Below are 23,779 nucleotides of genomic sequence, written 5' to 3'. Positions count from 1 at the left end.
GGTTGCCATGGCGCCCTCCTCCGCCTTGCGATGCACGGCACCAGACCCCGCTCCCTGATCCGGCCTGATCCAAACGAAAGACCCTAGCCGTCGAGTCGTACGACCCGGACGGCTCCCGCGGGGACCGCGAGGCGGCCCGCGGCGCGTTCGCCCGTCAGCAGTTCGGTGCCGGGCGTGTCCAGCGGCACCTTGGCGTCGGTGGCGGTGTGGTTGATCGCGAACAGGAAGGTGCGGGTGCCCGACTCGTCGGTGCGGCACACCACTTCGACGTCCCGGGGCAGGTCGGCGCGCGGCGCGATACGGGCGTCCGCCGCGGCCCGGGCGAGCACCTCGTCGAGGCCGTGGGTGTCGAGGCGGGTCGAGACGTACCAGGCGGTGCCCCGGCCGAGCCGGTGCCGGGTGACGGCGGGCCGGCCGGCGGTGAGGCCGTCGGCGTACGTCCAGACGGTCTCGGCGCCGCGCGGCACCACGAACTCCGTCCACACGTCCCCGGTGAGCTCGGAGGCGTCGGGGCCGGTGACGCGCACCCGCTGGTTCTCCAGCAGGGGCGAGAACTCCTCCACGGTCAGGCCGAGGACGTCCCGCAGCGGCCCCGGGTAGGGACCGTCGTGCACGGCGTCGTGCTCGTCGACGATGCCGGAGAAGTACGACACCACGAGGGTGCCGCCATTCTCCACGTACTCCTTGATGTTGTTCCCGGCGGCCTCCGTCATCAGGTACAGCGCCGGTACGACGACAAGGGGATAACTCGACAAGTCGGCTTCGGGGTGGGCGAAGTCGACGGTGAGGTGGCGGTCGTAGAGGGCGGCGTAGAAGGAGTCGGCGCGCTCGCGGGGGTCGTGGTCCTCGCTCGGGCGCCACTGGAGGTTCTGCGCCCACCAGGACTGCCAGTCCCACACGACGGCCACGTCGGCCCGGGTACGGGTGCCGCGGATCTGGCTCAGCGAGTCGATGCTCGCGCCGAGTTCGACGACCTCCCGCCAGACCCGGGTCTCGGTGCCGCCGTGCGGCAGCATCGCCGAGTGGAACTTCTCGGCGCCGCGCCGGGACTGCCGCCACTGGAAGAACATGGCGCCCTCGGAGCCGCGTGCGACGTGCGCGAGGGAGTTGCGGGCCATCTGGCCGGGGGCCTTGGCGGGGTTGCGGGGCTGCCAGTTGACGCCCGAGGTGGAGTGCTCCAGGAGCAGCCAGGGGGCTCCCCCGGCGACCGAGCGGGTGAGGTCGGCGGCCATCGCGAGGTTGACGTGGGTGCGGCGGCCGTCGGTGATCAGGTAGTGGTCGTTGGTGACGAGGTCGACCTCGCGGCCCCAGGCCCAGTAGTCCATGGAGTCGCACTGGCTGAGCGCGGTCATGAAGTTGGTGGTGACGGGGACGCCGGGCGAGAGGCGGTGCAGGATGTCCCGCTCCATGCGGAAGTTCTCCCGGATGGTGGCGTCGGCGAACCGCTTGTAGTCCAGTGCCTGGCCCGGGTTGCCGACCGTGGGGGTCGCGCGGGGCGGGTTGATCTGGTCGAGGCTCGTGTAGTGCTGGCCCCAGAAGGCGGTGCCCCAGGCCTCGTTGACTGCGTCGACGCCGCCGTAGGTGTCCGCGAGCCAGCGGCGGAAGTGGGCGGCGCAGGAGTCGCAGTAGCAGGCGGAGACGGGGACGCCGTACTCGTTGTGGACGTGCCACATCGCCAGGGCCGGGTGGTCGCCGTAGCGCTCGGCGAGCTTCGTGGTGATGTCCGCCGCGGCGGCGCGGTAGTCGGCGTCGCTGTGGCAGATCGCGCCGCGTGAGCCGAACTCCTGGCGCACGCCCTCGGCGGTGACCGGCAGGGCCTCGGGGTGCGCCCGGTAGAACCAGGCGGGCGGCACCACGGTGGGCGTGCCGAGGCCGACGCGGATGCCGCCCTCGTGCAGCAGGTCCAGGATCCGGTCCAGCCAGCCGAAGTCGTACTCCCCGGGCGAGGGCTCCAGCAGCGCCCAGGAGAAGATCCCGGCGCTCACCATCGTGACGCCGGCCTCCCGCATCAGCCGGACGTCCTGGAGCCAGGCGCTTTCCGGCCACTGCTCGGGGTTGTAGTCCCCACCGAAGGCGAGCCTGGTGAGGCCCCTGGGGGTGGTCTCCGGCATGGATCTCTCCCGGGTTATCGATCATTTGGGAACGTGCACACACATGAACGGCCGTGCGAGCCCAACATAACCGCACAGCAACAACCATTGACAAGTGTCTGGGATGTTTCTCTACTGTGAACGCTCACAGAAGCAGGGCAGGGCCTCGCGACGGGCGAGGGCCCAGATCAGCCGGTTTCTGCAGGGCAGGTTCCCGCAGCGGGCGGGGACCCAGGTCAGGGGAGAGATCCATGCCGCACACGAAGCGCCGCCGCCTCGTGACAACCGCCGTCGCCGTCTCGCTCGGCGCCACCGCCCTCGCCGCCTGCGGCTCCGAGGACGGCAGTAAGGCCGAGTCGGGCCCGGTCTCGCTGACGTACTGGACCTGGACGCCCGGTATGGACAAGGTCGTCGACCTGTGGAACAAGGGGCCGGGCAAGAAGGACAAGATCACCGTCACGGTGAAGAAGCAGGCGTCCGGCGACACGCTGGTCACCAAGATCCTCACCGCGCACAAGGCGAAGAAGGCACCGGACCTGGTGCAGGCCGAGTACCAGGCGCTGCCGACGCTGGTCAGCAATGACGCGCTGGCGGACATATCCAAGGAGGTCGGCGACATCAAGGGCAGGTTCGCCGACGGCGTCTGGCAGCAGACCACGCTCGGGACGGACGCGGTCTACGCGGTCCCGCAGGACATCGGGCCGATGATGTTCTACTACCGCGAGGACCTGTTCAAGAAGTACAAGCTGAAGGTCCCCACGACCTGGGACCAGTTCGCCGAGACCGCCCGCGCGCTGAAGAAGACCGCTCCCGACAAGGACCTGACCACCTTCTCGGCCAACGACTCCGGTCTCTTCGCGGGCCTCGCCCAGCAGGCCGGCGCCAAGTGGTGGACCACCTCCGGCGACAAGTGGAAGGTCGCGATCAACGACGCGGCCACCCAGAAGGTCGCCGAGTTCTGGGGCGGCCTGGTCAAGGAGGGCGTCATCGACAACCAGCCGATGTACACCCCGTCCTGGAACAAGGCGCTCAACACCGGCAAGCAGATCGCCTGGGTCAGCGCCGTGTGGGCACCGGGCACGCTCACCACCGCCGCACCCGACACCAAGGGCAAGTGGGCCATGGCCCCGCTCCCCCAGTGGTCCGCGAGCGAGAACGTCACCGGCAGCTGGGGCGGCTCCTCGACCGCCGTCACCACCGACTCCCAGCACCAGGCCGCCGCGGCCAAGTTCGCCGCCTGGCTGAACACCGACCACGACGCGCTCAACGCACTGGCGAAGGACAGCGGAATCTACCCGGCCTCCACCTCCGCCCAGCTCAGCGGCGCCTTCAGCAACCCGCCGGCGTACTTCTCCCACCAGGCGGACTTCTACCCGCAGGCCGCCAAGATCGCGAACACCACCGCGCCGTCCGCCTGGGGCCCGAACGTCAACGTCGCCTACGCGACCTTCAACGACGCGTTCGGCGCCGCCGCCAAGGACAAGTCGGACTTCGCCGCCGCCCTGGCCAAGATGCAGGACGCCACGGTCGCCGACCTGAAGAAGCAGGGCTTCGAGGTTTCTCAGTGACCAGCACAAGCCGGAAGGCGTACGGGGTCAAGGGGGCCCCGTACGCCTTCCTCCTCCCCGCCACGCTCCTCTTCGCCCTGTTCTTCGCCCTGCCCATCGGGTACGCGGTCTGGCTCAGCTTCCGCAAGGTGCATGTCTCCGGCCTCGGCCTGGGATCGGGCGCGCGGAAGGAGGTCTGGGCCGGCCTGGAGAACTACACCGACGCCCTCGGTGACAGCGAACTCCTCGACGGCGCGCTGCGCGTGCTCGGCTACGGCTGCATCGTCGTCCCGGTGATGCTCGGCCTCGCCCTGCTGTTCGCGCTGATGCTCGACTCCGAGAAGGTGCGGTTCGCCCCGTTCACCCGGCTCGCGATCTTCCTGCCGTACGCCATCCCGGGCGTGGTGGCCGCGCTGCTGTGGGGATTCCTGTACCTGCCGGACGTCAGCCCCTTCTCCTACCTGCTCGACACGTTCGGCCTGCCGCAGCCGGACCTGCTGGACGGCGGTCCGCTCTACCTCGCCCTGTCGAACATCGCGGTGTGGGGCGGCACCGGCTTCAACATGATCGTCATCTACACCTCGCTGCGGGCCATCCCGGCCGAGGTGTACGAGGCGGCGAAGCTGGACGGCGCCACCCCGTGGCAGGTCGCACTGCGGATCAAGATCCCGATGGTGGCGCCCTCGCTGGTGCTGACCTTCTTCTTCTCGATCATCGCGACGCTCCAGGTGTTCAACGAGCCGACCACCCTCCACCCGCTCACCAACTCCGTCAACACCAGCTGGAGCCCGCTGATGAAGGTGTACCAGGACGCCTTCCACCGCAACGACATCTACGCGGCCGCCGCCGAGGCGACGCTGATCGCCCTGGTCACGCTGGTCCTGTCGTTCGGGTTCCTCAGGGCCGCGAACCGCCGCGGCAAACAGGAGGAAGCACGATGAGTTCTCTTGCCGTGAGCGAGTCCGCCCCGGCCGCGGGAACCATCCCCGGCACCGCCGAGGGCCCGCCGCCGCGCCGCCGGATCGCGCTGGTCCCGACGCTCACCCTGCTGCTCGGCGCGGTCTACACCCTGCTGCCGGTCGCCTGGGTGGTGATCGCGTCCACCAAGTCGGGGCACGAGCTGTTCTCCACGTTCACCTTCCTGCCGGGCACCGGCCTCGCCGGCAACCTCGAGGACCTCAGCGCCTACCGCGACGGCATCTACTGGAAGTGGCTGGGCAACTCCGCCCTCTACGCCGGTCTCGGCGCCCTGCTGTCGACGGCCGTGTCGGCGTGCAGCGGGTACGCGCTGGCGACCTACCGTTTCCGGGGCCGCGAGGCGATGTTCAACGTGCTGCTCATGGGCGTGCTGATGCCACCGGTGATCCTCGCCGTCCCGCAGTACCTGCTGCTGGCGAAGGCGGACCTCACGGACTCCTACCTGTCCGTGCTGCTCCCGCAGATCCTGTCCCCGTACGGCGTCTACCTCTCGCGGATCTACGCGGCCGCCGCCGTGCCCGGTGACGTGGTCGAGGCCGGCCGGATGGACGGGGCGGGCGAGTGGCGCATCTTCGCCCGGATCTCGCTGCCGATGATGGTGCCCGGCCTGGTGACGGTGTTCCTGTTCCAGTTCGTGGCGGTGTGGAACAACTTCCTGCTGCCGTTCATCATGCTGAGCGACGACGAGAAGTTCCCGATCCCGCTCGGTCTGTACACGCTCCTCGAGCAGGGCTCCAACACCCCGGCGCTGTACACGCTGGTGATCACCGGGGCCGCCCTGGCCGTGCTGCCGCTGATCGTCCTCTTCCTGGTCATCCAGCGGTTCTGGAGTCTGGATCTGCTGTCCGGGGCCGTAAAGTCATGACCATGAGCAGCAGTACGGGGGGCCGGCGCAGGGCGCCGACGATCCACGACGTGGCGCGCGAGGCGGGGGTCTCGCGGGGCACCGTCTCGCGTGTGCTCAACGGCGGTCACTACGTCAGTCCGGCCGCGCAGGAAGCGGTGAACGCCGCCATCCGCAGGACCGGGTACGTCGTGAACCGGCACGCGCGTTCGCTGATCACCGGGCGCTCGGACTCGGTCGGTTTCCTGCTGACCGAGCCGCAGGAGCGGTTCTTCGAGGACCCGAACTTCAACGTCCTGCTGCGCGGGTGCACTCAGGCGCTGGCCGCGCACGACGTGCCGCTGCTGCTGATGCTGGCCGGCACGCGGGACGAGCGGCGGCGCATAGCGCGGTACATCACCGCCGGGCACGTCGACGGGGTGCTGCTGGTCTCCAGCCACTCCGGCGACCCGGTGGCCGAGGAACTGCGGGAGGCGGGCGTGCCGCTGGTCGCCTGCGGCAAACCCCTCGGGCTGGGCTCGAAGGTCAGTTACGTGGCCGCCGACGACCGCGACGGGGCCCGGGACATGGTGCGGCACCTGCTGTCGCTGGGCCGCCGCCGGATCGGCGTGGTCACCGGGCCGCTGGACACGCCCGGCGGTGTCGAGCGGCTCGCCGGCTACAAGGAGGTGCTCTACGAGGCGGGTGTCGGCGTCGACGACAAGCTCATCGTCTCCGGCGACTACAGCCGGGCCAGCGGCGAGGCGGGGGCGGAGCGGCTGCTGGCACAGGCCCCGGACATGGATGCGGTGTTCGTCGCCTCCGACCTCATGGCGCAGGGCGTGCTCACCGTGCTCCAGCGGGCGGGCAGGCGGGTGCCCGACGACATCGCCGTCGGCGGCTTCGACGACTCCCCCGCGGCGACCGCCGCCCGCCCCGCCCTCACCACCATCCGCCAGCCCTGGGACCGGATCAGCGCCGAGATGGTCCGCGTTCTCCTCGCCCAGATCGGCGGCGAGGACCCGGCGGCGGTGATCCTGCCGACGGAGCTGGTGCGCCGCGATTCCGCCTGAGCCGGCCCGTCCGCCGTCCGCGGCCGCCGTCACCGCTTCCCCGGTCTGATCAGCCCCGTCTCGTAGGCGAGCACGACCGCCTGGGCGCGGACGACGGTGACGTTCGCGACCGGCCTGGCGGCGACCCTGAACAGCTTCGGGAACGCCGGCCACCCCACCTATGACGTCACCGTCTACGTGGGCAGCTACCGGCACGGCAAGCAGGTGCTGCCGGTGCACGGCGACCGGGAACTCCAGTCGTTGCTGGCCTCGTTGCCGGGCGCGACCCATGTGACGGCACGGTCGGACGACGACGCCCTCCTCGCCGGCAGCACACAAGCGGTCATGTTGGAGGGCCGGCGCGGCGGCCTGTCGCTGGACAGCGTCCTCGTCCGGGGGCGCTGGATGCGCCGGACCGGGGAGGTCGTGGCCGGGACGCCGTTCCTGCGCCGCCACGGCGTGCGCCTCGGGGACCGCCTGCGGCTGCGGCAGGGCGGCCGTGAGGAGGTGGTGACCGTCGTCGGCGAGACGATGGACACCTCCGACCGGCTGGTGATCGGCGGCTGGCCGACGGTCACCGCCCTGAAACCGGACGTGAAGCCCATCGCCTATCACGTCAGGCTGCGCGGGGGCACGGCCCAGGAGGCGTACGCCCGCGCCGTCCGGGCCGCCGACCCGGGGCTGTCCGTCCAGCTGAGCGGCTCGAACAGCGTCACCGGCACCATCGTCGGCTCGGCGACCGGACTCACCCTGATGCTGTCCCTGGTCGCCTCCCTCGGCGTCTTCAACACGGCCGTCCTCAACATCCACGACCGGCGCCGCGACCTGGGCATGCTCAAGTCGATCGGCATGACCCCGCGCCAGGTGACGGCGATGACGGTGACCTCGATGGCCGTGCTCGGCGCGCTGGGATCCCTGCTCGGCATCCCTCTGGGCATCGCCGCCTACGAGGTCGTGATGCCCCGCATGGCCGCGGGGGTGGACATCACCCTGCCGTCGTACATGACGGACGTCTGGCATGCGCCGGTCCTGGGGCTGTCGGCCCTCGCGGGGGTCCTGATCGCGGTCCTGGGCGCTCTGGTCCCGGCCCGCCGCGCTGCCCGCCTCACCGTCGCGGAGGTGCTGCACAACGAGTAGTGCCGACGGGAGCACGCGACCGGTCAGGAACGGAGAAGCCTGCGCGGGCTCCCCGGCCCTAGCGTGGGAGCACCGACGAAGACCCGTCGGATCAACCACCGAGGAGTGAGCCCCATGACCGCCGGCCTGCAGACGATCATCTACCCCGTCAAGGACCTGGAGAAGGCCAAGCCCCTGTTCACCGCGCTGCTGGGCGTGGAGCCCTACGCCGACGCGCCCTACTACGTCGGGTTCAAGGCCGCCGGGCAGGACGTCGGCCTCGACCCGGACGGGCACGCGCAGGGCATGACCGGACCGGTGCCGTACTGGCATGTCACCGACCTCCAGGAGCGGCTCGCCGCCCTGCTCGAGGCGGGTGCGGAACTGCGCCAGGACGTGCGGGACGTCGGCAACGGCCGGCTGATCGCCTCGGTGAAGGACCCCGACGGCAACCTGGTGGGGCTCCTCCAGGACCCGGCCGCCTGAACCCCGCGCGGCTCCCCGCCCCTACGGTAGTTGCACACTCAACGATCGGCTGGATCGGTGCTACGGTGCGGGTATGGCAGCGAAGACGGCCGAGGCACGGCTCGAGGAACGGTGGCGGGACATCCTGTCGGTCCACGCGCGCACGATGTGCGAGATCGACCGGGTGCTCCACCCGCACGGGCTGGGCGCGAGCGACTTCGAGGTACTGGACCTGCTGGCCTCACAGGCGCCCGAACGAGGCGACCAGTGCCGGGTGCAGAACCTGGTCGGCCGGGTGCATCTCAGCCAGAGCGCGCTCTCCCGCCTCATCGGCAGGCTGGAGAAGGACGGCCTGGTGGAGCGCTCGGTCTGCGCGGAGGACCGGCGTGGCGTCTGGGTCGCGCTGACCGGCAAGGGCCGCGAACTGCACGCACGGGTCTTGCCCCTGCAACGCGCGGCGCTGGCCCGCGTGCTGGAGGAGCGGCCGGGCTAGGGTCTTTTGTTCGGATCAGGCCGGATCAGGGAGCGGGGTCCGATGCACGGCAGCGGACCCCGCGAGCCCGGCATGATCCGAACGAGAGGCCCTGACGGATGGACCCCGGCCGGGCGGCCGGGGTCAGCCCGTGGCGCCGGCCAGCAGGGTGCGCACCCCTTCGGAGGTGAGGGTCAGACCGTGCTCGGAGCTGCCGTCGATGGTGAGCGAGAGGTCGTCGGCCGGCCACTGGGAGGCGAGCGCGCCCAGGGGCACGAGACGGTAGCGGGAGACGAAGGGCAGCAGCTCGGCCATCGTCAGCTCCGAGGTGAACACCGGCACGACCGGGTCGTCCCCCGGCCTCTCCAGGACGGGCAGCGCCACCGCGGACGGGTCGGTGGCGTCCTCGTCGGCGGCGTCGTCCGGTACCGGGAGCAGGACCTCGCTGCTGGCGAGGGTGTGCAGCGCGGCCGGGTCCTCGGCGTTCTCGGCCAGCGCGTCCAGCGCCCGCTGGGCCGGCGTCGGCGTGTCGTCGTACGCGGGTGTCTCCATGTCAGATTCCCCTGATGGCGGCGGTCGTACGGTCGCCCGGCGGCGCTCGGCCGCGGACGCGGTCCTGGGCGCGTACCCAGCCGGCTCCGGGGCATGCCGCCCGAACCGGCATCGACACCGATATCGGCATCGGCATCGGCATCGGCATCGGCATCGGCGAGTGCTCCGGTGTCGGAGGGTGACGCCGCGTGGGCGCGGACCTCAGGCGCCGAGGAGTTCGGCGAACCGCCGGGCGCCGATGTTGCCGCCGGAGAGGATGACGCCGATCCTGCGCGGCAGCGGCTCCACCCGGTGGGCCAGCAGGGCGGCCAGAGCGCTCGCGCCGCTCGGTTCGAGGACGGTCTTCAGGCGTTCGAAGGCGAACCGCATCGCCTCGCGGATCTGGTCGTCGTCGACCAGGACGATCCCGTCCAGCAGCCGCCGGTTGACGGAGAAGGTGAGTTCGCCGGGGATGTCCGCGGCCTGGCCGTCGGCGATGGTGCGGGGCACGGGGACGCAGACGCGCCGGCCGGCCTCCAGGGACCGCTTGGTGTCGTCCCCGGCCTCCGGCTCCACGCCGATCACCCGGATGTCCGGCAGGAGGCCCTTGGCGGCGGTCGCGCTTCCGGCGATGAGTCCGCCGCCGCCGACCGGCACCACCAGGGCGTCCAGGTCGCCGGCCTCCTCGATCAGTTCCAGGGCCGCCGTTCCCTGGCCGGCGATGACGTGGGGGTGCTCGTACGGAGGGATCAGCGCCAGCCCGCGGTCGGCGGCCAGGGCCTCCCCGATCGCGACCCGGTCGCCGGTGTAGCGGTCGTAGGTGACGATCTCCGCGCCGTACCCGGCGGTCGCCTCCAGCTTGGCGCGGGGCGTGTCCTCGGGCATGACGATGACGGCGGTGGTGCCCAGCTCGCGGGCGGCCAGCGCCACGGCCTGGGCGTGGTTGCCGGAGGAGTAGGCGGCGATGCCCTTGGCCAGGTTCTCCGGGGACAGCCGGGACGCGGCGTGGTAGGCACCGCGGAACTTGAAGGCACCGACCCGCTGGAGGTTCTCGCACTTGAGGTGGACCTCGGCGCCCACCAGCTCGTCCAGGGTCCGCGAGCGCAGCACGGGCGTCCGGAGGGCGACGCCCTCGATGCGTGCGGCGGCTTCCCGGACGTCGTCGAGACTGACGGGCGGGGTGTCGGGCATGTTCGCACTCCGTTCTGGGCGCTGCCGGCCACTGCGGTCGCCGGGGTCCGGACCGTTCCGGGCTGGAATCATTGTCCAGCATCTAGACGGAAAGTCCAGACCCTCCGGCGTCCCCAGGGACGGCAGCGCTCAGCCGGAGCCGTGGCCTGCCGGCCTCAGAGCGTCTGACCGGGGTCGCCGGGCTTGATGCGCCCGCGCCAGGCACCGCTCTCGCCGCCGCGGCTTTCGATGTAGTCCTTGAAGCGGTGCATGTCTCCCTTGACCCGCCGGTCGATCACGCCCAGCGCGTCGGCGCCCTTCTCCACCATGCCTTCCGGCTCGATGTCCATGACGAGCTCCACGCGCGTGTGCGTGTCGTCCAGACGCTGGAAGCGGACCGACCCCTTCTGATGGGTGTCTCCACTGATGGTGCGCCACGTGATCCGCTCGTCGGGGAGCTGGTCGACGATCTCGGTGTCGAACTCGCGCTTCACCCCGCCGATCTTGGTGGTCCAGTGGTTGTGGCGGTCGTCCACCTGCCTGACCTCCTCCACGCCCTCCATGAACTGCGGGAACTGCTCGAACTGCGTCCACTGGTTGTAGGCGGCGTGCAGGGGGACTTCGACCTCAACCGCTTCCTTGACCGTGCTCATGGATGCTTCCTCCTTCGTCGGTCTGCTCTCGTCGGCCAGGCGGCCGGGTACCCCGCTTACCGGCGAGGTCACAGCAATTCGGTCAGATCGCCATTTCCCGCCGGGCGGCGACCGGACGAGCGGCCCGGATCACCGGCGGCCGCGGAACACCTCCTGCGACGCACCCGAGCGAAGTTGCTCCAGTGTGCGCAGCTGCCGTTCGGCCCGGGCGAGCAGCTCGTCCAGCTGCGCCGGCTCGAGCCGCCGGTCCACCTCGGCCAGCGGACGCAGCGACCGCCAGGCGGCCGCCTTTCCCTCCACGCCGAGCCGGAGGAACTCGAATTCCAGGACCGAGGAGAGCGGCGACCTGGCCACGATGCGCCCGTTGGGCTTGAGCCGCCCCGCGCACTCCGCGGCGGCCGCCGCCACGACCTTGTACCGGCGCGCCGGGATCCCGAGCCGCTCCATGATGCCCAGCAGGCTCTCGCGGTCCTCGGCGATCTCCCGCGCGAGCGGTTCCAGTACGTCTGCGAGCGGAGTGCCCTGGTGTGCCCGCGCCACGTACCCGGCGCGGCGGGTGCCGACGGTGGCCCCCGCCAGGTGGTCGTTGAGATAGATGCCGAGCAGGTCCAGCCGCGGCGCGCCGACGGGTCGCGCGGTGGTCGTTCCGCCGCTCAGGATGTCCTTCGTGCTCACTGGTGCCTCCTGGTGGAAAGGGATCCCTGCGTTCACCGGGGCACCGGGTACCCATCCGGGAGGATCATGCCGACTGTCCGGAAAGCCGGAATCGCCTCCCCGGGGCGGGGGTACACGAGCAGTCCGGCGCCGCTTCCGACGCCGGTGTCACGCGGAACACCGGAACACCTCACCGCCGGGAGGAGCCATGGCGGCTGTCAGGCCCACCGATCTGCAGAAGGCCCTGTCCGGCGCGGAGTACCCCGCCGACCGGGAACAGCTCCGGGAGGTCGCGGAGAAGAACCACGCGCCGAAGGAGATCACCGACCGCATCTCCCACCTCGGGAAGAAGGAGTTCCAGAACCCGGCCGAGGTCAGCAAGGCCGTGTTCAACGAGTAGTGACGACAGCGACGGACACGGCGGCCGGGACCTCGGGCCCCGGCCGCCGCGCCGCGCCGCGGTCTCATTCCCCCGGGGCGAGGGTGCGCGCGAGTACGGCCGCCGTGTCGGCGATCAGTCCGTTGTCCACCACCGCGTCCCGGGTGGTCTTCGACGACAGCACGGCCAGCACGAGGGGTGTCCCCCTGCTGGTCCAGGCGACGCCGATGTCGTTGGCGGTCGCGTAGTCACCGGTACCGGTCTTGTCACCGACGGCCCAGTCCCGCGGCAGGCCGCGCCGGAACCGTTCCCCGCTGGTGGTGTTGCCCTTCAGCCAGGTGACGAGCTGCTCGCGGTCGGCATCGGCCAGCAGCCGGCCGAGGGTGAGCCGCGCGAAGCCGGCGCCGACCGCCTCCGGCGTGGTGGTGTCGCGGAGGTCGCCGGGAACGGCGGAGTTCAGGTCGGTCTCCCAGCGGTCGAGCCGGCTGACCGGGTCGCCGATCGACCGGAAGAACCGGGTGAGCCCGTCCGGCCCGCCGATCTGGCGCAGCAGGAGGTTGGCCGCCGCGTTGTCGCTGTACTGGATCGCGGCCGCGCACAGGTCGCCCACCGTCATGCCGGTGTCGACGTGGGCCTTCGTGATCGGGCAGTTCGGGATCGCCACGTCCGCCGGCGGATAGTGGATCACCTTGTCCAGCGGCGCGCAGTCACCGTGATCGCGGAGGATCGCCGCCGCGGCGAACGCCTTGAACGTCGAGCACAGGGCGAACCGCTCCCGCGCCCGGTAGGACACGGCCTGCCCGGTACGGAGGTTGCGGGCGTACACACCGAGGCGTGCGGCGTACCGCTGTTCGAGATCACGTAACTCGCTTTCCGTGCCTGCCGACCGGGAATCCGGCGTGGCCGAGGCGGTCGGCGCCGGCGCGGCGGCGGTCAGTACGGCGGTCGGGACGGCGAGGCTGGCCCTGAGCAGGCCGCGCCGCGGAAGAGGGATGGCTGAGGTCATGCGCACAGCGAATCAGCCGTACCCGCTCACGTCCAACAGGCACCGCGCCGCTGACCCCCTGTGCCGCCGCCGTGCTCCTCCGCAGCGCGGCGAAGGCCGGCGCGTGGCGGTCGAGGCTCTGCTGGGGCGTGGTGAAAAAGGTTCACCCTTTCATGGCCCGCGCCACGACGGTGCGCACCCGGCGCAAACTCGCTCTCGCCGCACAGAAGGCGACATAGGCACCTGAAAAGGCGTCACCGATGGAATGCGGGAATTTCACGCCGCCCACTCGTTGACGATTCCGTGGTGAGCATGTGTGGATGCCGTGACCACTGGGCGTGAACTGGTCGCGTATACGCATGTCGGTACTGATTCGCGCCACCGTTGTTCACGCGGAAGGCTTGCGGCTCAATCCGCCGTGCAGTAACTACGTGAATCATGAACCTGTTCCACCGCGGTGCGTCCCCCCGCCGCTCGGCCTCCCCCACGACCACGCGACTCGCCGCCGAACCACCGGCCCTGGCCGCCGGCGGCCTCCCGGATCCCGGCCTGGCGGCGCTGACCGGCGAGTGGATGATCGACCCCGCGCACAGCAGGATCGGCTTCTCCGTCCGCCATGCCATGGTGACGACCGTGCGCGGGGCATTCACCGAGTTCCAGAGCCGGCTCTACTTCGACGGCCGCAATCCCGCTCGCTCGAAGGCGGAGATCACCCTGTCCACCGCGAGCGTGGACACCGGCGTGGAACAGCGTGACGCCCACTTGACCGGCCGTGACTTCCTGAACTCCGCGGCTTATCCTCGAATGCGTTTCACCAGTACCGCCGTGCAGCTCGCAAGCCCCGATGTCTACCGCATGACCGGGGACCTCACCATCAAGAACGCCACCCGCCCCGTCGTCCTGGAACTCACCTACATAGGCCACGTCACCGATCCCTTCGGCTATGAGCGGGTCGGATTCGACGGAACCACCACCATCAACCGCTCCGATTGGGGTCTGACGTACGACGCCCGGCTCGCCGAGGGCGGCGCCATGGTGAGCGAGAAGGTGCGCCTCCAGTTCGACATCGCCGCCATCCGCTCCGCGCCCCTGGGCTGACCGACGGGGTTCCTGGTCCCGGCACTCCCAGGAACCGGGGGGCACCGGCTGTCCGCACCGCCCCGTCCAAGGGTGGACGCATGACCACGACACTGATCACCGGAGCGGACAAGGGCCTCGGTTTCGAGACCGCCCGCCGCCTCGTCGACGCGGGCCACACCGTGTACATCGGCAGCCGCGACGCCGGACGCGGCCGCCGGGCCGCCGAGCGGCTCGGCGCGGGGACGGTCCGGCTGGACGTCACCGACGACGCGTCCGTGGCGGCCGCCGTGCGGACCGTCGAGGCCGACGGAGGGCTCGACACTGATCAACAACGCCGGCGTCGAGGAGAGGGCCGCCGGGAACGCCCTGATCGGCCCCGCGGACGTCATGGCCGGCGTCATGCGACAGACGTTCGAGACGAACGTCTTCGGCACGGTGCGCGTCCTGCACGCCTTCCGTCCGCTCCTGCGGCGTTCGACCGCCCCCGTGGTGGTCAACGTCAGCAGCGGGCTGGCCTCCCTGACCGCGGTCAGCACCGCCGGCAGCCCGGCGTACGCCTATCCGGGCGTCGCCTACCCGGCGTCCAAGGCCGCCGTCGACATGATCACGGTGCAGTACGCGAAGGCGTTCCCCGGCATGCGGATCAACACCGTGGAGCCAGGCTTCACCAAGACCGGCCTGAACGGCAACACCGGCGTCCGGACCGTCGAGGAGGGTGCCGAGATCATCGTCCGCATGGCACGGGTGGGTCCCGACGGCCCCACGGGGGGCTACTTCGACGCCGAAGGCACCCTGCCCTGGTGATCCGTACCGGCCCGGTCCACCGGCGGAAGGTCCTGCTCGGTCCAGATGCATTTGCCGTCGCCGAGGAAGCGGGTGCCCCAGCGCCGTGACAGGGCGGCGACCAGGTGCAGGCCCCGGCCGCCCTCGTCCGTGTGGCCGGCGCGCCGGATGCGCGGGGTGGTGAGGCTGCCGTCGTACACCTCGCAGATCAGTGACCGGCTGCGCAGCAGACGCAGCCGGACGGGTCCCCTGGCGTGCCGGACGACGTTGCCGACCAGCTCGCTGACCAGCAGTTCGGTGGTCGTCCCGAGCTCTTGGAGGCCCCACGTGGCCAGCCGGTGGCGGACGAACTCGCGGGCCTGTCCGGCCGCCCTGGGGTCTTCGGGCAGGCGGCACGAGGCGATGTCGCCGGGAGGTGTGGCGTGGGTGTGCGCGACCAGCAGGGCCGCGTCGTCACTGGTCTGCCCGCGGTCGGGCAGCAGGGTCGCCACAAGGTGGTCGCACAGGGCGTCCAGCCGGTCCGTGCGCTCGTCCGACCCGTCGTCCGGGAAGTACGAGGTCCGTGTGACGGCCTCCTCCAGGGTCCGCCGGAGCAGGGCGAAGCCCTCGTCGACGTCCCGGCCGGCCGAGTCCACGAGGCCGTCGGTGCAGAACACCAGCAGGCTCTCCTCCGGCAGGTCCAGCTCCTGGACGTCGAAGGGCGGCTCGGCGGCCCCGAGCGGTGGATTGACGGGCACGTCGGGGCTGCGGACCGTGCCGTCCGGGTGGACGACGACCGGGGGCGGATGCCCGGCCAGAGCGAGCGCACAGGTCCGGGCGACCGGGTCGTAGACGGCGAACGAGAAAGTGGCGTAGTAGTCGTCCCCCAGCTCGCCCACGATCTCGTTGAGGTGGCCGAGCAGTTCGACCGGCTCCAGTTCCAGGTCGGCGAGCGTGCGGACCGCCGTACGCAGCCGGCCCATGGTCGCGGCCTCGGTGATGCCGTGCCCCATGACGTCGCCGATCACCAGGGCGACACGGTCGGCGGAGAGCGGGATCAGGTCGTACCAGTCTCCGCCGACCTCGTCGCCCCGGCCCGCGGGCAGGTAACGGGCGGCGGCGGAGACGGCGGGCCGGGAGGGCAGCGACTTGGGCAGCAGGCCGCGCTGGAGTCCCTGGGCCCGGGTGTGCTCCTTGTCGTAGAGGCGCGCGCGTTCCAGCGCCTGGGCGACCAGACCGCTGACCGCGGTGAGCAGGGTGCGCTCCTCCTGGCTGAAGGAGCGCGGGCGGTCGAAGGACAGGACGCAGCAGCCGATCGGACGGCCGGACGCGATGAGCGGCAGGAACGCCCACGCGTTCATGGCCGAGCCGGCGACCAGGCCGCTCAGGTCCCCGTACTTCCCGCAGAACCGCGCCTTCGACTCAAGGAACCTGGGAGTACGGGTGCGCAGCGCGTCGGTGACCGCCGTGTTGTCGCTCAGCGGAACCCCGTCGATCAGGCCGAGGAAGTCCGGTCCGTACCCGACGGAGTCGACCACGCGCACCCGGCCGCCCTCCACTGCTTCGACCACCAGTCCGTCGGCGCCGAAGGGCGGCAGGACGTGTTCGGCGACGGCACGGACCACGTCCCGGGACGTCACGGCCTCGGTGAGCGCGGCCGTCAGCTCGCCCATCCGGGCGGTGCGCTCCGCCGCGCCGCTTTCGTCGGCCGTCTCCCCGGCCATGCCGGTCCGCTCCACCCTCACCTCGGCGATCCAGATCGCCAGTCCGCTCTCCGGCAGCGGCACCAGGCGTACCTGACACGCCCGCCGGCCGGCCCGGCGCAGATCGACAGTCAGCGGCGTCCGCTCGGCGTACGCCCTGCGGAACTGGCACTCAAGGCCCGGGACGCGGCAGGCCGGGACGTCCCACAGGGTGCTGCCCAGCGCCGCGGCGCCCACGCCGAGGAGGCGCTCGGCCGCCCGGTTGAGGAAGGTGATCCGCCAGTCGCCGTCGACGGTGAGGAAGCCGTCCGCCATCGTGTCGAGAGCGCGCGCGACGGGTTCCGGCCCGGCTCCGGTGCCGCCGAGGGCGGGACCGGTGCCCAGGCGCCCGGAGACCCAGGCGGCCACCGCGTGCAGGAGGAGGCGCCGTGCCGGGTCCGGCTCACCGGGCTCCGCCGTCAGCACCGTGAGCGCCCCGGCGCGGCCCGGCAGCGGAACCGAGGCGACGCCCGCGGCCCCGATGCCCAGGACGTCCTCGCCCAGCCAGACGTACGCGCCGCCGCGCGCGGCCCGGGCGGGCGGCACGTCCGCGTCCGGCCCGATCCGGGCCCATCCCTCGACGGTCCCGAGCGGCAGGCCGCTGAGCGCCACGAGGCACAGCGGGCCGGTACCGCGGGGGTCGCGGCGGTGCAGGAGGCCACCCAGGCCGTGCAGGGCGGCGGTCGCCTGCTGGAGCGCGAGCGGGAGGGCGACGGCGTCCGGCTGGTCCCCGGCCGCGGTCTCCAGCAGGCGCAGGCGTACCGAATCCAGTCCTTCGGCGCGGCTGCCGCGCCCGGCGGTACCGGCCGTCACATCGCCTCCCCGGTCCGTGCCGAGACTGCTGCCATCAACAGTAGTTCGTCACGCCCCGGCCGACCCGCTCGAGCCCGGAGCGGTCACGGCACGGGGAACGGCGTCACGGGGCCGTCAGGGTCCTGTGAGCAGCGTGAGGTGGGCGAGGTCCCCGGGCGGCGGGGTGGTCACCGACCACAGCGGGGCGGCGGTGCCGTCCGCCACCGCCGCCGGGGCGTCGGTCAGGTTCATCCGCTCGCGCAGACGGCCGTAGAAGTCCATCGGCCCCAGCCGGACCGCCCGCAGCCGGCGCGGCGCCGCGTACACGCCGATCCAGTCGCCCGGGTCGAGCACGCCGCGCAACTGGCCGTCGACGCTGACCGCGGCCCGACCGGACCGCTCGAGCACGCGCAGCCCGACGGGCTCGTCCGGGGCGGTCACGACCGAGCGGTTGAACGCCATGTGCGGGGCGACCGGCGTGAAGACCAGTGCCTCGGCGCGTGGCGAGACGACGGGGCCGCCGGCCGCGAAGCTGTAGGCGGTCGAGCCCGTCGGGGTGGCCACCATCAGCGCGTCGGCGGAGTAGGACGCCAGGAGCCGGCCCGCGACGTAGACGCCGACCGACACCTGGCGGTCCCTGGACAGTTTCTCCAGGACGATGTCGTTCAGTGCGAAGACGTCCAGCGGGACGCCCCACTCGTCGTCGGTCTCGCAGTCGGCGCGCACCCCGGGGGGCGGCAGGAGCGGCCCGCGGCCGTAGCGCAGCAGCCCTTCCATCTCGGACGGCACCCGCAGCCGGCACGAGGCACGCATGGTCAGCAGCAGGCGGTGCTCCACGTCCACTTGATCGTTCCGTACGGCGTCCAGTGCCGCGCGCACCTCGGCGACGGGCACCTCCGTCAGGAAGCCCACCCGTCCCAGGTCGACGCCGAGGACCAGGGCGTCGTGCTCGGCGGCCAGCCGTGCGCCGCGCAGGAAGGTGCCGTCGCCGCCCAGCGTGACGATGAGGTCGGGGTCACCGGCGGCCGTCACCTCCTCGCCCGCGCCGCGCCGCCCGCCGTCCTGCCACACGTCGATGTCCGCGCACGGCACGGCGTGCTCGGCACACCATTCCCGTACGGCACGGGCGGCCTCCGCGGCTTCCGCGCGCCCACCGTGCACGACCAATCCGAGCCGACTCACCGTCACGTCCGCCTCCGCATGCCCTCGCGACCGGCCACCACTGCACCCCGAGTAACCCGGCGCCGCCATCTGCCACACCGGCGGCGCGGTCCCGTTCGGTTGCGGGCCGTGCGGCCCGGGGTTCTCAGCCGCCGGTCAGCGTCCGGACGGGGGAACCGGCCAGGAAGGCGGTGATGTCCTGCACCGCCTCCGTGTAGAAGGTGCGGTAGTTCTGCTCGGTGACGTAGCCGAGGTGCGGGGTGGCGAGCACGTTCGGCAGGGAGCGCAGCGGGTCGTCGGCGGGGAGCGGCTCGGTCTCGAACACATCGAGTCCCGCCCCGGCGATCCAGCCCTCCCGCAGGGCACGCAGGAGTGCGCCGCGGTCGACGATGGCGGCGCGCGAGGTGTTGACCAGGTAGGCGTGCGGGCGCATGGCACGCAGTTCCTCCTCGCCCAGCAGGCCGCGGGTGCGGTCGGAGAGGACGAGGTGGACGGAGACGACGTCGCTGCGGCTGAGCAGGTCCTTCTTGCCGGCGGCGAGCCGGGCTCCGGCGGCGGCCGCTCGTTCGGCGGTGAGGTTCTCGCTCCAGGCGAGGACCTCCATCCCGAAGGCGGTGGCGATCCGGGCGACCCGGGTGCCGATCTTGCCGAGCCCGAGCAGGCCGAGGGTCCGCCCGTTCAGGTCCTGGCCGACGGTGGACTGCCAGGGGCCGCCTTCGCGCAGGGCCCGGTTCTCGGCGGTCACCTGCCGGGCCAGGCCGAGGACGAGCGCCCAGGTCAGTTCGACGGGCGGGGTGGGACTGCTCGCCGTGCCGCAGACCGTCACGCCCTGGGCGGCGGCCGCGGCGAGGTCGATGGAGGCGTTGCGCATGCCGGTGGTCACCAGCAGGCGCAGCCGGGGAAGGCGGCGCAGGAGGTCCGCGTCGAAGGGGGTCCGCTCCCGCATGGCCACGACGATCTCGCAGTCGGCCAGCTCGGCCACGAGTTCGTCCCGGCCGGCGAGGTGTTCGCGGAGCGTGCGCACCTCGGCCTGGCCGGCGAGGGGGCTCCAGTCGGCCAGGGTCAGGGCGGCGCCCTGGTAGTCGTCCAGCACAGCGCAGTGGAGGGTCATGCGGTCATTCTGCCTGGCCGCCGGAAGGCGGGATCCGCACGGGTGGTCAGTCGGCCGGCCAGGCTCCGCCGAGCCGGCTGAGCCCGGCGGCGGCCGTGATGGTGGCGTAGATGTAGTGCCGGGGCGCTTCCGGCATGACGTCCATGGGCTTGAGCAGCAGGACCGCTCCCCAGATCGCGCCGTCCCAGATGACGGGGGCGGCGACGGAGTTCCACTTCGCCATGCACTCCTGGTGCCCCAGGGCGTAGCCCTGGTCACGGATGTCGGCGAGGGAGGCGAGCAGTTCGTCCCCGTCGCGGATGACGCCGGGGCCGGCCTCCTCCGGGACCGGATCGGCCGCTACCCGCCGCTGGATCTGTTCGGGCAGGTAGGCGAGGATCGTCCGGCCCGAGGCGCCGGTGCGCAACGACCGTGTGACCGAGAGGACGTCACGCGGCGTCATGCCGAGCTCGACGAGATCGGAGTCCCCCACCGCCATGTCCAGGCACTGTCTGCCCGCTATGCCGAACGGGGCTCTCATGTAGAGGAAGACCAGGCCGTTGTCGGTCGCCCTGCGCAGGCCTTGCAGGAAGTGGGTGGCCTCGTCACCGGAGAGTTTGTCCTCGGCGAGTGCGTGGAGCCCCAGGTCGGCGACCGTGCTGCCGAGCTGGTACAGGCCTCGGTCGATGCGGACGAAGGTGCTGTTGTAGGTTCCGGCGGTGAGCATGCGGCCGGTGGTGGAATCGTCGAGGTCCGCGGCCTTGGCGATCTCGGACAGCCGGTGGGCACCGGGACCCAGCGTGATGAACGCCTGCTGCACCCGCATGAAGCGCTCGGCGTAACTGGTCCCGGTCCCGCGCTGGCCGCTCATCCGCCGTACCCCCTTCGTCGTGCCCGCGCCCCTCCGCCCGGAGCGCGGCGGTACACGGCCCTGATGCACCGCACAGGGCATGGCGCAAGAGTATTACGCGGAGGTATCGAGACTGAACTTGCCCGTTCCCGTACGGCTGTTGAGCACATGGTGCGCCTTGGCCGCGTCGGCGAGCGGGTAGGTCCCGCCGGTCACGATCCTGAGTGTGCCGTTGCCGACGGCGTCGAACAGCTGCCTCATGGACGCCGCGAGGGGGAGCGTCCGGTCGGTGTAGAGGTGCGGGAGCCAGAAACCGGCGACGGTGACGGACTTCTGGAGCAGCTGGTGCACGGGAACGTCGGCGAGCCGGCCGCCTGCGAAGCCGTACACGACGAGCCGGCCGCGCGGGCCGACCGCCTGGAGGGTCTGCCGCAGCGTCTCGCCGCCGGTCATCTCCAGCGCGGCGTGGACGGGGCCTCCCGCCGCCTCGAGGATCCGCTCCGTCAGGCCGTCCTCCGCGGAGTCGACGGCTGCCGCCGCCCCGAGTTCGAGGGCCAGCCGGCGCTTCTCGTCCGTCCCGGCGAGAGCGATGACCCGGGCGCCCGCCCGGTGTGCCAGCTGAACGGCCAGCGAGCCGACGCCGCCCGCCGCAGCGGGAATGACGACCGTCTGCCCCTTGACGATCTGGGCGACGGTGAAGAGGAGGTGGTAGGCGCTGTTCCCCTGCAGGGCCAGCGACACCGCCTGTTCGTCGGTGACCTCGTCGGGGATCTCCCAGTGCAGCCTGCGGTGAACGGCGGCCTTCTCCGCGTAGCCGCCGCCCTGCGTCAGCGCCACGACGCGTCTGCCGTCCGCGGTGGTACCGACGACCTCGTTGCCGGGGATGTACGGCAGTTCGACCGGTGCGAGGTAGGTGTTTCCGCGAACATGGACGTCCGCGTAGTTGACACCGGCCAGCCGCACGTCCAGCAGGATGTGCCCGCGCGCGGGAGCGGGGTCGGGAACGTCTTCCAGTCGCAGAACCTCGGGTCCGCCGAATTCCCTCATGACAATGGCGCGCACAGTGCTCCTATCGACGCGGGACGGTTGTGTACCACGACAGGCTAGGGCATCTGCCCAACCGCTCCGACCTGGGCATCTTGCCCCATACAACTTTCTCACGAGGTGAGAAAGGGCCGTTCATTTCTCACTCGACGAGAAGCTTTAATGTCGAACTTCTCGCGAGATGAGAAGGAGGAATCCGTGGGTTGCATTCGCCCTTTCGGCGAGACATAGTGATGCCCCCTCGCTCTGCCAGACACTTCCCGCAGACCAGGCCGGCACGGGGCGTCGGCCTCAGGCAGGAGGCTGCTGTGCCCCTTCCCCCCACCTCCTCTTCTCCTCCTTCTCCGCGCCGTCGCCGCTCGCGCAGCCAGTCGATCGCCACGGCGACCTCCGCCGCCTTTCCCCTGCCGTCCGCGTGCCGGCGGTCCCCGGGGCTCGACGTCCCGCCGCCACCGGGGGCAGCCGTGCCGGCGGAGGCCGACCGGCAGGGAGCCGCACGCATCTGGTCCTCGTAGTCGGCCGGCGCCCGGCCGTGCGGCTGCCCATCACCCTGGCACCCCCTTCGCGTCCTCCATCCCCTTCGTCTCTTCGTTTCTTCGTCTCGTTCGTCTCCTTCGTCCAGGAGCTCGTTTCCATGGTCTTCGCCTCCGCCGCACCCGTCTTGGCGCCCCGGTTAGAAGCCGTCGCCCCTACTGTGGCGATCGTCGCCCCCTTCGGCGGCTCCGCCCTCGCGGAGACCTTCGCGCGGCGGGGCCGGAGAACCGTGACCGTCGAACTGGACGCCCACCGCCGGACGTCGGCGCGCGGAGCGGCCGGGATGGCCGGGGTCGCCGGCTGCGCGGACTCGGTGGAGCATCGCGGATCCCTGCGGCAGACGGTCAAAGCCCTGCGAGGGCTGGGCGTGTCGGCCGTCGTCGCCGGCAGTGCGGCGGGCATCGAGCTGGCGGAGCGGATCGGCTGGCATCTGGGTCTGCCGCAAGGCGACCCCGAGACATCGCGACTGCGCTACGACCGTGGCGTACAGGCGGTCGCCCTGGCGCGCGCCGGCATACCGGCTCCACGCGGCATCCGCAGCGCGGATCCGGCCGAGGCCCTGGCCTGGGCCGAGGCCCGCCGCCTGCCGGGTTACCTGCTGGCGCCCGCTGCGGCCGGGGTACCGGTCGAGCCGGTGGCCTGCGACGGAGCGAGGCAGATCAGTGAGGCCTGGCCCGTCGTGAAACGCGCGGTCGCCCGGTACTGCGACGACCCGTATCTGGTCCTCACCGAGCGGCTGCCCGCACCGCAGTTCGTCGTGAACAGCGTCAGTCGCCCCGGTGCGGACGGGCCGACGGAGCATGTCGTCACCGACGTGTGGGCCGAGACGCGCTCCGGCGACCGGTCACTGGACCGCACCGACCTGTTGCTCCCCCACCAGCCTTCGGCGCGAGCCGTGTCGGCGTACATGCCGCGCGTGCTCGGCGCGCTGGGCGTGATGCGCGGTCCGGTCACGGCGCGCGTCGCCTACACACCGGGGCGAGGTCCGCTGCTCGTCTCGGCCCTGGCGGTGCCCGGGGTCTCGCCGGCCGACGAGGCGCTGCGCACGGCAACCGGCCTCGACCGCCTCACGGACGCACTGGACCCCTGGGGCCCGCCTCTGCCCGGCCCGTCCGTGCCGTCCGTCCCCGGCCCGGCCGGACACCGGGTGGTCCGGGTGCACCTGCGCCGAGGCAGCGGCCACGCCGTCGATCCGCACCTCGGGCGGATCCTGGGCCGGCTGCCGACGGTGGCCGCGGTGAGCACCGGCCTCGGGGGACACTCCCCGGTGACCGGTACGGCCCGGAGCGCCGAGGTCGTGCTCAGCGGCGGCGATCCGGAAGCCGTCGAGGCGGACTATCGCATCATCCGGGCCATGGAGCGCTGATCGGACCGAAGCAGGTCTCGATCCAGGCCCTCGTCGACGGCTCCCCTGCGGCGGCGGAAGGAGGGGCGCCCCCGGACGGGGGCCGCCCCTCCACCGCGTTGTGGACCGGTGGTGGGTCTCGGCCGCAGTCGCGCACGCGGATCGTGCAGATGCCGCGGCCGTGCGTTTCGTGCGGCAGTCCGGTGACGTGCCGCCGGTGCCCGGTAGCCCGGTCAGACCGCGCCAGGCCGCGCCAGGCCGCGCCAGGCGCGACGATCCCGGGCGAGGTGCGGGCCTCGGCTTACCGGTCCGCGCCCTCGGCTGTCTCGTCGGCCTCGTTGCCGTCGTCACCGTCATCCTTCACCTTGGGGTGACGGCACCCGGCGAGTGCTCGCGCTCGGCGGCGAGTCGGGGGGGGGGGGGGGGGCCCCAACCCCCGGCCCACCCCACCCCCACCCCCCCCC

The 23,779-nt window shown here is 71.9% G+C and carries 21 protein-coding genes and 1 pseudogene; 11 read left to right on the top strand and 11 right to left on the bottom strand.

The annotated features are described in order from the left end of the window. Positions 1 to 83: 83 nt before the first annotated feature. Positions 84 to 2,111 (bottom strand): beta-galactosidase, encoded by a 2,028-nt coding sequence (locus tag ABZX30_RS12195; RefSeq protein WP_355932141.1) that lies wholly within the window; start codon positions 2,109 to 2,111, stop codon positions 84 to 86. 230 nt (positions 2,112 to 2,341) lie between these two features. Between ABZX30_RS12195 and ABZX30_RS12190 the strand changes: the two genes are divergently transcribed. From ABZX30_RS12190 to ABZX30_RS12160, 7 genes are all read left to right on the top strand, one after another. Continuing rightward, a complete protein-coding gene (locus ABZX30_RS12190) occupies positions 2,342 to 3,658 on the top strand; it encodes a sugar ABC transporter substrate-binding protein (protein ID WP_355932138.1) in 1,317 nt (438 codons plus the stop codon). Next, entirely contained in the window at positions 3,655 to 4,578 is a 924-nt protein-coding gene (locus ABZX30_RS12185) for a sugar ABC transporter permease (RefSeq protein ID WP_355932137.1), read from the top strand. Before ABZX30_RS12190 ends, ABZX30_RS12185 begins: the two co-directional genes overlap by 4 nt. Beyond that, positions 4,575 to 5,480 carry a carbohydrate ABC transporter permease gene (locus tag ABZX30_RS12180; protein ID WP_355932134.1) on the top strand — a complete coding sequence of 302 codons (906 nt, stop codon included), beginning with the start codon at positions 4,575 to 4,577 and terminating at the stop codon, positions 5,478 to 5,480. Before ABZX30_RS12185 ends, ABZX30_RS12180 begins: the two co-directional genes overlap by 4 nt. Beyond that, positions 5,477 to 6,511 (top strand): LacI family DNA-binding transcriptional regulator, encoded by a 1,035-nt coding sequence (locus tag ABZX30_RS12175; protein WP_355932131.1) that lies wholly within the window; start codon positions 5,477 to 5,479, stop codon positions 6,509 to 6,511. Before ABZX30_RS12180 ends, ABZX30_RS12175 begins: the two co-directional genes overlap by 4 nt. A gap of 96 nt (positions 6,512 to 6,607) precedes the next feature. Further along, a complete protein-coding gene (locus tag ABZX30_RS12170) occupies positions 6,608 to 7,627 on the top strand; it encodes an FtsX-like permease family protein (RefSeq protein WP_355932128.1) in 1,020 nt (339 codons plus the stop codon). A gap of 114 nt (positions 7,628 to 7,741) precedes the next feature. Continuing rightward, positions 7,742 to 8,092, top strand: a complete 351-nt coding sequence (locus ABZX30_RS12165) for a VOC family protein (protein ID WP_355932125.1) — start codon at positions 7,742 to 7,744, stop codon at positions 8,090 to 8,092. 73 nt (positions 8,093 to 8,165) lie between these two features. Continuing rightward, positions 8,166 to 8,564: a MarR family transcriptional regulator gene (locus ABZX30_RS12160; protein ID WP_355932123.1), complete on the top strand. Its 399-nt coding sequence runs from the start codon at positions 8,166 to 8,168 to the stop codon at positions 8,562 to 8,564. A gap of 123 nt (positions 8,565 to 8,687) precedes the next feature. On the opposite strand, the gene ABZX30_RS12155 is transcribed toward ABZX30_RS12160, so the two are convergent. The 4 genes from ABZX30_RS12155 to ABZX30_RS12140 form a co-directional block, all read right to left on the bottom strand. Next, entirely contained in the window at positions 8,688 to 9,095 is a 408-nt protein-coding gene (locus ABZX30_RS12155; RefSeq protein WP_355932120.1) for an SseB family protein, read from the bottom strand. Positions 9,096 to 9,296: 201 nt separating this feature from the next. Next, positions 9,297 to 10,265 (bottom strand): pyridoxal-phosphate dependent enzyme, encoded by a 969-nt coding sequence (locus tag ABZX30_RS12150; protein WP_355932118.1) that lies wholly within the window; start codon positions 10,263 to 10,265, stop codon positions 9,297 to 9,299. Positions 10,266 to 10,420: 155 nt separating this feature from the next. Continuing rightward, positions 10,421 to 10,897: an SRPBCC family protein gene (locus tag ABZX30_RS12145; RefSeq protein ID WP_355932115.1), complete on the bottom strand. Its 477-nt coding sequence runs from the start codon at positions 10,895 to 10,897 to the stop codon at positions 10,421 to 10,423. A 129-nt stretch (positions 10,898 to 11,026) separates the two neighbouring features. Beyond that, positions 11,027 to 11,572 carry a hypothetical protein gene (locus ABZX30_RS12140; RefSeq protein ID WP_355932112.1) on the bottom strand — a complete coding sequence of 182 codons (546 nt, stop codon included), beginning with the start codon at positions 11,570 to 11,572 and terminating at the stop codon, positions 11,027 to 11,029. Positions 11,573 to 11,759: 187 nt separating this feature from the next. Between ABZX30_RS12140 and ABZX30_RS12135 the strand changes: the two genes are divergently transcribed. After that, entirely contained in the window at positions 11,760 to 11,951 is a 192-nt protein-coding gene (locus ABZX30_RS12135; protein ID WP_355932109.1) for a DUF2795 domain-containing protein, read from the top strand. 64 nt (positions 11,952 to 12,015) lie between these two features. Here the strand turns inward: ABZX30_RS12135 and bla are convergent, their stop codons facing one another. Continuing rightward, complete coding sequence (gene bla / locus ABZX30_RS12130; protein WP_355932106.1) at positions 12,016 to 12,936, bottom strand: class A beta-lactamase; 921 nt, start codon at positions 12,934 to 12,936, stop codon at positions 12,016 to 12,018. 417 nt (positions 12,937 to 13,353) lie between these two features. On the opposite strand from bla, the gene ABZX30_RS12125 reads away from it, so the two are divergent. Next, positions 13,354 to 14,013 (top strand): YceI family protein, encoded by a 660-nt coding sequence (locus ABZX30_RS12125; RefSeq protein WP_355932104.1) that lies wholly within the window; start codon positions 13,354 to 13,356, stop codon positions 14,011 to 14,013. An 80-nt stretch (positions 14,014 to 14,093) separates the two neighbouring features. Beyond that, positions 14,094 to 14,799 (top strand): annotated as a pseudogene (locus tag ABZX30_RS12120) (SDR family NAD(P)-dependent oxidoreductase). Here the strand turns inward: ABZX30_RS12120 and ABZX30_RS12115 are convergent. The 5 genes from ABZX30_RS12115 to ABZX30_RS12095 all read right to left on the bottom strand — a co-directional run bounded on the left by ABZX30_RS12115 (position 14,766) and on the right by ABZX30_RS12095 (position 21,454). Further along, positions 14,766 to 17,312 carry a SpoIIE family protein phosphatase gene (locus ABZX30_RS12115; protein WP_355932102.1) on the bottom strand — a complete coding sequence of 849 codons (2,547 nt, stop codon included), beginning with the start codon at positions 17,310 to 17,312 and terminating at the stop codon, positions 14,766 to 14,768. The pseudogene ABZX30_RS12120 and the gene ABZX30_RS12115 sit on opposite strands and share 34 nt — an antisense overlap. Positions 17,313 to 17,426: 114 nt before the next feature. Further along, positions 17,427 to 18,479, bottom strand: coding sequence for an NAD(+)/NADH kinase (locus ABZX30_RS12110; protein ID WP_355932100.1), 1,053 nt, complete (start codon positions 18,477 to 18,479; stop codon positions 17,427 to 17,429). A 118-nt stretch (positions 18,480 to 18,597) separates the two neighbouring features. Continuing rightward, positions 18,598 to 19,563, bottom strand: coding sequence for a D-2-hydroxyacid dehydrogenase family protein (locus ABZX30_RS12105; RefSeq protein ID WP_355932097.1), 966 nt, complete (start codon positions 19,561 to 19,563; stop codon positions 18,598 to 18,600). A 46-nt stretch (positions 19,564 to 19,609) separates the two neighbouring features. Beyond that, positions 19,610 to 20,413: an IclR family transcriptional regulator C-terminal domain-containing protein gene (locus tag ABZX30_RS12100; protein WP_355932094.1), complete on the bottom strand. Its 804-nt coding sequence runs from the start codon at positions 20,411 to 20,413 to the stop codon at positions 19,610 to 19,612. A gap of 93 nt (positions 20,414 to 20,506) precedes the next feature. Beyond that, a complete protein-coding gene (locus tag ABZX30_RS12095) occupies positions 20,507 to 21,454 on the bottom strand; it encodes a zinc-binding dehydrogenase (RefSeq protein ID WP_355932091.1) in 948 nt (315 codons plus the stop codon). A 676-nt stretch (positions 21,455 to 22,130) separates the two neighbouring features. On the opposite strand from ABZX30_RS12095, the gene ABZX30_RS12090 reads away from it, so the two are divergent. Beyond that, the gene (locus ABZX30_RS12090; RefSeq protein WP_355932089.1) at positions 22,131 to 23,336 is read left to right on the top strand and encodes a hypothetical protein; all 1,206 of its coding nucleotides are present in this window, start codon (positions 22,131 to 22,133) and stop codon (positions 23,334 to 23,336) included. The last annotated feature ends 443 nt before the right edge of the window (positions 23,337 to 23,779 follow it).

This window comes from Streptomyces sp. NPDC004542 (assembly GCF_040610035.1).
Classification (GTDB): domain Bacteria; phylum Actinomycetota; class Actinomycetes; order Streptomycetales; family Streptomycetaceae; genus Streptomyces.
This window is presented reverse-complemented; position numbering and strand designations above follow the sequence as displayed.